The sequence below is a fragment of the Dietzia aerolata genome, assembly GCF_014144865.1.
Classification (GTDB): Bacteria; Actinomycetota; Actinomycetes; order Mycobacteriales; family Mycobacteriaceae; genus Dietzia; species Dietzia aerolata.
In genome coordinates, this window is record NZ_JAALDM010000066.1 from 26,649 (window position 1) to 35,265 (window position 8,617).

The window sequence follows — 8,617 nt, forward strand, 5'->3', positions numbered from 1 at the left end:
CAGCGTTGCGGCAGGTCGAGTGCCCGTCTGCGCGCATCGCAGGCCGCACAGGCGACGGGAACATTTTCCGGCCCCGCAGACTCATACGGCCATGAATGTGCCGCACCCCAAGGACCCGACGAGGGCCCACCACAACCATGACGCCACGCGCTATCCCGACGTGGAGGTCGATGACGCGAGCGAACCCGAGTTCACACGGGGGACGTTCCTTACCCTCGCCTGGCTGAGCTCACTCGGACTGCCCGTGCTGGTGTTACTCGTACGCCTGTTGTGCGGGTACTCCGGCTGGATCACGGCGTTCTACCCGATGACCTATGGACCGATCCTGCTGGTCGTAGGCCTGGTCTTGGCAGGCACCGCCCATCTGCTACCCACCGCTCCCCAGACGCCGAGGGGCCTGAAGTGGATCGGAGCGGCGTTCGCCGTGTGGGTGTTCGGCAACATCCTGGGCGTGGGTGTGGTGATCTCCGACCTCGACGACTTCAATTCCCACCCGGGCCCACTGAGCAGTCTGATCCCCGCCAGTCTCGAGTTTCCCATCGCCGGGATCTGCCTTCTCGTTGCCTACATCGCCTACCTCGCGATGCTGGTGCTGATCTTCCGAGCCCTCCACGTCGCGGCACGCGAGAATTATTCGTTCGAGTGAATGTGAGTGACCCGGGCGAGCGTCGCGGCGAACCCGGCCAGAAAGTCGTGACCGCGCCGGGCCGCCTGCTGCTCGATGAGGCCACGGCTCAGCACCCGGGCCACATCATCAACCCCGCCTCCGGCCCCGATCCGCGCCAGGCCGAGTCCGGCCGCGTAGGCCTGCCCCTCGTAGAACACCAGCTCCGGCAGGATTGCGTCGAGAGCTCGCGACAACTCACCCGGAGGACGCTCATCGATCGCCGTACTCACCGAAGCGCGATACTGTTCGAACCGGTCCACGGACGCGTCGAACTCTTGTCTCAGTACGTCGGTGTCGGGCATTCGGTTCCCTTTCCGGTGGCTGGCGACGTTGTCGTCGTCGTGGTCTGTGGTTTTTGGGGTTTGATCTTTGGGTTTCGATCGTGCTCAGCGGCCCCGCACTGCCGCGCGGGCCAGGGCGGCCAGGGCCGGGTTCACTCCCTTTCTCGCCTTCGGGTTCAGGCCGAACCCGAGCACGTCGAGCACGGACAGCGTGGGGGACAGCGCCGACGGGTTGATGACCATGTTGCCGCGACTCATCCGCCAGCCGATGAGGGCCAGAAGGTCGCTGATCTCGGCGTCCCACTCCTCGGCCGGGAGCTCGGCGCCGACCACCACCAGGGCCATCCACCCCGCGTGCCTGTCGAAATCCTCACGCCCGAACGGGAGTCGGGACGCGATGTGGCGCCACATCAAGAGCGGATCGTTGACCGCGCGCTTCCCGGCAGCCGTCGGGGACAACGTGCCATGGCGCTTGGTGAGCAGTCCAAGCCCCTGCGCGGTGTCCCGGATCTCCGCCACCGGCCACGCCCCGTCCTCACGATTGACCCTGCCCCTGAACCACCGGGTGATCCCACTGGACTGGGCGAAGCGCTGCACGAGTTTCGGCGGGAGATAGCCGGCGGCGGTCAGTTTGACGCCGGACCCGATCTCCTCGAGCAGCAGTCGATACGTTTCCGTCAGCGCCGCCGCGACCTCCGGGCTCACGTCGTCGGTGGCTTGCCAGGCGGGCCGTGCGAGCAGGTTTCTCAGGACGCGGACGCCGCTGTGCTGCAGTTCCGCCGCGAGGTCGCCGAGTTCCCCCGATACGGTGATCGGCTTCGCCGACTCGATCGCGAGCTTCTCCGTGACCTCGTCGGCGGAAAACGTGTCGGGATGCCACCCCGGCGGCAACCACTGGCGCATCTCCTCCGCCTCCAGCGGCCCCGGGTTGGCCGCCGAATCGAATCCGCCGCGCGCCCACTCGGCGAGGGCGGTGTAACCCCCGATCCCGCCGCAGTCCTCGGGCGGGCAGGCCCCGCCGCCGTCGACGCAGACGATGACCTTCGGGGGCTCATCGAGCACGGCCTCCACGACGATCCGGTGCTCCCAGCCGTCGCCGAAATCGTAGTCGTAGTGCAGCTCATCGCCCGGGGCGGCGAGGACCTGGCCGAGGCGGACCAAAGCCTCGGCGACGCCCACGTCGCCCTCGCTCATATCCCACTCGGTGAGGAACCTCGCGAATCCGGTGTCGCGCCCCTGGTGGAAGGTGTGCAGATGACTGTTGGTCCACCCCATGGTGGCCTGGAGGATGTGATGGAAATCGTCCAGCTTTTCGTCGCCGGAGATCTCCAAGCGGCGCCACACCGGCGGCGACGTATCGACCAGGTCGATCCGCAGGCGCAGGCCGATCGGTTGCGCCGGCGGTTCAGAAAACTCTGGCATCGGTATGCGCTTAGGCAGCGGCCCCGGGTTAGCGCCCCCGAGCTATGCCGCGAGTTGCCGTGCAAGGTCGTCCGGTGAGCTCATGCCGTCCAGTAGATCAGCCCTCAGGCTCTGGCGCACTCACCTGGCAGCGGCAGGCTCCTCCACCTCCGTGGTGCCGTGCGAGTTCGTGATGAAGAACGAGCCGATGAAGCCCAGGAGCGCGATGATGCCCGCGACGAAGAAGGCGACGTTCGCGCCGTGGATCGGCCCGGCCGCACCGTAGACCTGCGGGTCGCGCGCCGCACTGACCATGATCGTCACCAGAACGGCCGTGCCCACCGAGGCCGCGACCTGGCGGATCGTGTTGTTGAGCGCCGTGCCGTGCGGCACCAGTGACATGGGCAGCTGGTTGAGCGCGGCGGTGGTCACCGGCATGAGGATCATCGCTGTGCCCGCCATCCGGAACGTGTTGACGATCGCGATGTAGGCGAACGTGGTGTCGACGCCGAGCCGGGCGAGCATGAGCGTGGTCACCGCCACCAGCGCGAAGCCGATGACCGACAGCCACCTCCCGCCGATGGCGTCGAAGATCCGGCCCGTCACCGGCGACATCAGACCCATGACGACGGCCCCGGGCAGCAGGACCAGGCCCGATTCCATCGCGGTGAAATCGCGCATCGTCTGCATGTACATCGGGATGATGAGCATCCCGCCGATCATCGCGATGAACACGAACACGCCGAGCAGCGTGCCGAGCGTGTACATGGGGTACTTGAGCACGCGCAGATTGAGCAGTGGCTCGTCGAGCTTCAGCTGGCGGGCGATGAACCAGGTCAGGGCAACGACGCCGATGATCAGTGGCGCCAGGACCGTCGCATCCGTCCAGCCCGCCTCGCCGGCGTTGCCGAAGCCGAACAGCAGCCCGCCGAAACCGAACGACGACAGGATGACCGAGAGCACATCCAGGCGTGGATTGCTCTGCTCGGTGACGTTGCGGAGCATGAAGTACGCGAACGCGAAGGACAGCACCGCGATCGGCAGCATCATGTAGAAGAGGATCTGCCACGGCCAGTGGTCGACGATCCACCCGGACAGGCTCGGCCCGATCGCCGGCGCAAACGAGATGACGAGCCCGAACGTGCCCATCGCCGTGCCGCGCTCCTCACGCGAATAGATCGCGAACAGGATCGTCTGCATGAGCGGGATCATCAGCCCGCCGCTCGCCGCCTGCACCACCCGGCCGAGCAACAGCACCGGGTAGACCGGCGCGATCGCGCAGATGATCGTGCCCACGATGAACAGTCCGAGTGAGGTGAGGAAGAGGCTGCGGGTGGAGAACTTCCCGATCAGGAATGCGGTGACCGGGATCATGATGCCGTTGACCAGCATGAAGCTGGTCGTGACCCACTGTGCAGCACTGGCGGTGATGCCGAAATCTGCCATGAAGGCCGGCAGCGCCGTGTTGAGGAGCGTCTGGTTGAGGATGATGACGAACGCCCCGGAGATGAGGACCGCCATCAGGATCCTGCGGTTCACCGGCGACGGTGCGGATTCCTCGGCCGCAGTGGACCGCCCGCTCGCGGAAGCCGCCCCACTTGAGGTGGCGTCATCGATCTTTGTGGCATCACTCATGCGCTGATGCACCACCTTCCCGGTTCTGTGGCCCGGCTATCGCAGGCTCGGTCATCTGATGTGTCAGTAGTCCTTGTTCGAGCAGGTCGAAGGCTTTGTTCAGCGCCTCGACCAGGTTGGCGTCCTCCCGCGCGGACCACCACTTCATGGCGACGCGCAACGCCGTTCCGGCCACGCCCGCGATCAGTGAGGGACGGAGGTCATCGGCGGTGTCGACTCCCATGCGTTGGGCGACCGCCTCGGCGAGCGCCTGTTCCACGTGGACGTGCTGGCTGGCTTGCCGGGTGGCGAGGACCGGGTGTTGCTGGACGAACTTCTGCCTGGCCAGCATCCGGTCACGGTCGGTGTTCATCAGGGCGAAGATGTCGCGTTGGGTGATGACAGCCCGGATCGCGTGGAGTGGCGACTCCTCTGCCGGCCTGGCCACGACCTCGCCCCTAATCGTCTCGGCGGCTGCGGTCGTGTCGGCGACCAGTGCGTCTTCCTTGTGGTCGAAGTAGTTGAAGAAGGTCCGGCGCGCGATCCCGGCACGGTCGACGATCGCGTCGATCGTCAGGTTCTCCAGTCCGTCCTCGATCGCGAGGTCGAGTGCCGCCGCGCGGATCATCCGCCGCGTCTCGATCTTCTTGCGCTCGCGCAAGCCCACATCCGTTGTCGTCACGTCAGCCATAGGATTACTACACTAAGTGCAAAAATGCCCTCAGTGCAATAATTATGGGGCGCATCACAGCGCAGGCCACCCGCGCAGCCCGTCTCCGTCTACCGGTACCGCCCATCGAGGGACATGCATAAGGTGCTCCCACCCCGAACGAACCGAACGAAAGGCGAGCACGTGATTATTCTCGGCGCGATTCTCTTGATTTTCGGATTCATCCTGGACATCCCCATCCTGTGGACGATCGGCATCGCGCTCCTCGTGGTGGGCGTGATCCTGTACGTACTCAGCGCGGCCGGACGCACGATCGGCGGCCGCAAACACTGGTTCTGATCTACTGCGTGGACCTGTAGCGCAGGTCCACGCAGTACGCGGCACTCACTGCCTACGTCACAGTCCAGCTTGAACCTGGAGCAGGGCGGTCGCACCCTGTGCGTGCGCTAACCCCAGTGCGTGCGATGTTGCCCGGAGCCGGATATCAGTCGGGCGCGAAGCCGCCGACCTCGATCGACACCCACGTGGGCACCAGAAAGAGGAGCACTAGGCTGAAGCCCCCGAGCGCCGCTCCGAGGACTAGGCGCCCGCGCCGCCATTTCCACAGAAGTAGTGAGCCGACGCCGTACACCGTCAAGATCGGGGCCGCCCACGAAAGCCAGTAGCCGAGAGTTGGGCCGGGCACGCCCGGAGCCCTGTCCCGCACACGACAGCACCACTCGGAGACCCGCCACCGGCAGCGCCAGCCGGCGCTCCCGCACGCCCATAGACGCAATCGCACCCACCGTCACCCGGCAGAAGCCGTCCTCACACTCCATGAATCAGCGGGGCTAACGCAGGCCTGATCTCCGACTCCCGCGGTCGCCAGCATGACCTCATGCCGGTGGTCGAGCTCATGCGCTGGGCGGTAAGTAATGCGATTCCCTTCAAGCACGGCATGCCTATCGCAGACTATTGAGCCGCAGTCTCTCCACTCACTGCTCTGGCTTGAGGCCATCGCCCGGGTCTGAACCGCGCACCAGCCCACCATGGTCATGCTGACGGACGCCGGACGACCACAGTCGATAGCGGTGTGAAGAACTCGTCGTCGCCGAAGACCTTGGTGAGGTGTAGGAAGCGTGGTGCGCACACGTATCGGATCGCCCTGAGTCGCACCGTGACCCCCGGGAGTTGATCGGCGAGTTGCCTGGCGATCGCCCGGCCTTCGCGGTACCACGCGGCAGGGTCGATGCCGCCGGCCCATTCCGGCAGGGCGAACCCTCCGTTCGGCAGGCCGAGCTCGGCAGCGGCCCTATCGTCATCCCGCCCGTAGTCGAGGAATCCGCGGTGCCAGTCCTCGTTCCACTGCCGGAGTCGGTCCTCGAGCTGGGAGGTGAGCCCGAGGCTGCGCGGGGTCGGAAAACCCCGGGGGCCCGGACCGGCGCGGAGCCGGGGCGGCTGGTGATATGGCAATGCCCCGCCCCCAGGCCCCACTTGACCCCGTACTCCGGCATGAGTTTCAGTGCCCCCGGTACATCTGGATCGGGCTCATTGCCGGGCATCCGCCAGCCGTCCTCACGCGTGATCTGCCCGGTCAGGGCGCAGACGTAGCCCAGCTGATCAGCCGCCAACTCGCACACCACGTACTTCTCCGCGCAGCAGAACACGAAATGCTCCGGGAAGTGCTCACCGAGGCGCTCCGCGAGTGCGTGGCCGCGGTCGAGCCAGGCCATCTCGTCGAATCCGTCCGCCCACACGGGCTGATCAACCGGACGGTCACCGAGGTGACGGAAATTGGTCTTGAACTGTCCGATCCAGTCCTCGATCTCGTTCCGCAGAGCCTGCGGGATCTGCAGGTCTGCCGCCACGCCCTGGTCGTACCCCGGATGGCCGGGTGGGAACACGTCAGGGGAGGCGGAAATGTAGGGCCGGTAATTGATGACCGGGTGCAGCGCGAGAATTCGGCGATTAAACGGGCCCAGGTCAACGGGAACCCGGCACGCCGCACGACACAAGTGCGAGGCACGCAGCTCATGGAAGGTTCCATCCGGCGAGACACGCATCAACTCAGAGTATCCCGCCCGGGCCTCGGGCAATCAGCAATGGGAACCAGCACGAGACCGCCGCGGAGACACGTGTCACCACTGGGGTTCGACGACAAGCCAGGCGACGACACCCTCGAGAGCCCATAACGCATCCGTGGTGTCGACCAGGTCCCTGCCCTCCTCCACTCGCCCTTCCTCCAGGAGAGCGGCCGGATGCTCGACCGCCGCCTCGTAGGTGACGCGCGCCTTCTGTCCGGTCAGTGTCCCGCACGACCCCGACGGAAAGTTTGGCTCCACAAACTCTGACGGCGATGGCCCGGGCCATTCGGGCACATCGTCGACAGTCGCGGTGGTGTCGACCATCCCCGGCTGACAAACGATCACCGACTCAGGGAACGCGAGTTCCCGGGCCGTGGGCGAGGGCGCGCTCTCGACCGGTGTCGCCTCGGTCGGCGCCGGGCCAGATGTACCGTCGCTGCCGCACCCTGCCACCAGTGCCGCTCCTGCGAAGCAAGCGCCAACGCGTGCGCCATATCTCCTGAGCATCGCTGTCTCCTCTCCCAGTCATGGGCCGAACGTCGAGCTGCGGCGACCGGCGTCGCGGTTGGCAGGATCAGAAGTGCATTCCACGGTATCGAGACCACCGACCTCGGCCCTGGAGAAGCTGGCGCACGCGTTTTTATACGGTGAGGCCACAGCGAGGACGGCGGGGAGGTGTAGCGCCAGTGGAGGCGATGAGGCCGGTTGAGGTCCCTCGGCAGGACCCTCCCGCGCCGTGGTGGAAGCGGTGGGGTTGGCGGATCTGCGCCGCGATCGCGCTTCTCACGGTGGTGGTGCTGCGGGCGGTCGGCGAACCTCTCGTTCTGGTCTGCGGCATCGATAGGTGCGGGCTTCGGCATGGTGTGGCTGGTGACCGAGTCGGCCCTGACGCGGGTGAATCAGGATGTTCCGGCAGAGACCAGGTGACATCTCGTCAGTCGGCCCACGGGCACTTCGCGATCGGGTTTAATGCAGGCTATGCGTCGACTTATCTCACGTTCAGGTTTATCCGTCGCTGCTCTGCTCGTGCTGACCGCGTGCGGGGGTGAGGACACCGAGGCGACCACGGCCACGCCGGGCGCCGATACGTCAGCGGCCACCGTCACGGACACCGCTACGGCGGCGGAGAGCACAACTGCTGAGGCAGGGGGCGACCCCGTCGAGATCGCGGTCTGCGACCTGCTGAGCGACGAGGTGATCGAGGCGGCGACCGGGCGCACGCCTGCATCCTCGAAGGTGTGGACGCTCGGGGTCTCGGCGGACGAGGGGGAGTTCGCGTGCAGCTGGTCCGATCCCGAGGAGAGCGAGTTCGTCCACATCACGGTCTGGGCGCCGCCGGCCGACGTGAACGCGGAGTTCGAGGAACTGCGCAGCGGACTGTTCTATGACGAGGACGTGCCCTCCCCGGGCATCGGCGACGACTCGTTCTACCGACTCGCCGGTGTGGGCGAGTTGGGAACGGTCGTGTTCCTCTCGGACGGGATCCTGCACAAGATCGACCTGAGCAACCCGGCCGACGCCCCCGCGACCGCGGAACAGGAAGAGGAGGCGCGGAGAACACTCGTCACCCTCGCGGAGGGCGTCATCTGACAGGCCCACCCGCCCACTGCTTCACCGCTTCCGGACTTTGTCGACACCACTGCGGGAATCTGACCGATTTTTCGCAGTGGTGACGACAAAACTGGTCGGGGGCCGGGGGCCGGGGGTTGGTGCGGCGGGGCGTGGGCCGCTGACGGGTCACATGGAGAGTGCCGGTGGCGCCCCCGGCGAGGGCGGACCGCTCGGGAGAATGGGGAGCAGGCTGGCGTTGTGGTCGTCGGTACCCACGTAGTCGTCGGCGACCCGGTGCAGTGACGCCGACGCGGCACGCACCGCGGCGACCAGGGCCCGGTCCCCGGCGAGCCAGGTGTCGACCAACGCT

General features: G+C 66.5%; 10 protein-coding genes. 3 read left to right on the forward strand and 7 right to left on the reverse strand.

Annotation, left to right across the window (positions count from 1 at the left end; genetic code table 11):
* Positions 1-91 precede the first annotated feature (91 nt).
* A complete protein-coding gene (locus G6016_RS05045) occupies positions 92-646 on the forward strand; it encodes a hypothetical protein (RefSeq protein WP_182631605.1) in 555 nt (184 codons plus the stop codon).
* Here G6016_RS05045 and G6016_RS05050 read toward each other — a convergent pair.
* From G6016_RS05050 to G6016_RS05065, 4 genes are all read right to left on the reverse strand, one after another.
* Positions 631-969: a hypothetical protein gene (locus tag G6016_RS05050; protein ID WP_182631606.1), complete on the reverse strand. Its 339-nt coding sequence runs from the start codon at positions 967-969 to the stop codon at positions 631-633. The two genes, G6016_RS05045 and G6016_RS05050, sit on opposite strands and share 16 nt — an antisense overlap.
* 84 nt (positions 970-1,053) lie before the next feature.
* Positions 1,054-2,370, reverse strand: coding sequence for a plasmid pRiA4b ORF-3 family protein (locus tag G6016_RS05055; protein WP_182631607.1), 1,317 nt, complete (start codon positions 2,368-2,370; stop codon positions 1,054-1,056).
* Between the two features lie 120 nt (positions 2,371-2,490).
* Positions 2,491-3,984, reverse strand: coding sequence for an MDR family MFS transporter (locus tag G6016_RS05060; RefSeq protein WP_182631608.1), 1,494 nt, complete (start codon positions 3,982-3,984; stop codon positions 2,491-2,493).
* On the reverse strand, positions 3,977-4,654 hold the full coding sequence (locus G6016_RS05065) for a TetR/AcrR family transcriptional regulator (RefSeq protein ID WP_182631609.1): 678 nt from the start codon (positions 4,652-4,654) through the stop codon (positions 3,977-3,979). The genes G6016_RS05060 and G6016_RS05065 overlap by 8 nt, the downstream gene beginning before the upstream one ends.
* Positions 4,655-4,840: 186 nt before the next feature.
* On the opposite strand from G6016_RS05065, the gene G6016_RS17155 reads away from it, so the two are divergent.
* Positions 4,841-4,972, forward strand: a complete 132-nt coding sequence (locus G6016_RS17155; protein ID WP_241729773.1) for a DUF6131 family protein — start codon at positions 4,841-4,843, stop codon at positions 4,970-4,972.
* A gap of 635 nt (positions 4,973-5,607) precedes the next feature.
* Here G6016_RS17155 and G6016_RS05075 read toward each other — a convergent pair.
* Positions 5,608-6,675, reverse strand: coding sequence for a hypothetical protein (locus tag G6016_RS05075; protein ID WP_182631611.1), 1,068 nt, complete (start codon positions 6,673-6,675; stop codon positions 5,608-5,610).
* A 75-nt stretch (positions 6,676-6,750) separates the two neighbouring features.
* Complete coding sequence (locus G6016_RS05080) at positions 6,751-7,020, reverse strand: hypothetical protein (RefSeq protein WP_182631612.1); 270 nt, start codon at positions 7,018-7,020, stop codon at positions 6,751-6,753.
* 654 nt (positions 7,021-7,674) lie between these two features.
* On the opposite strand from G6016_RS05080, the gene G6016_RS05085 reads away from it, so the two are divergent.
* Positions 7,675-8,286 carry a hypothetical protein gene (locus G6016_RS05085; RefSeq protein ID WP_206682283.1) on the forward strand — a complete coding sequence of 204 codons (612 nt, stop codon included), beginning with the start codon at positions 7,675-7,677 and terminating at the stop codon, positions 8,284-8,286.
* 147 nt (positions 8,287-8,433) lie between these two features.
* Here G6016_RS05085 and G6016_RS05090 read toward each other — a convergent pair.
* Positions 8,434-8,617: hypothetical protein (locus tag G6016_RS05090; RefSeq protein WP_206682284.1), on the reverse strand; the 184-nt coding region annotated here is incomplete at its 5' end.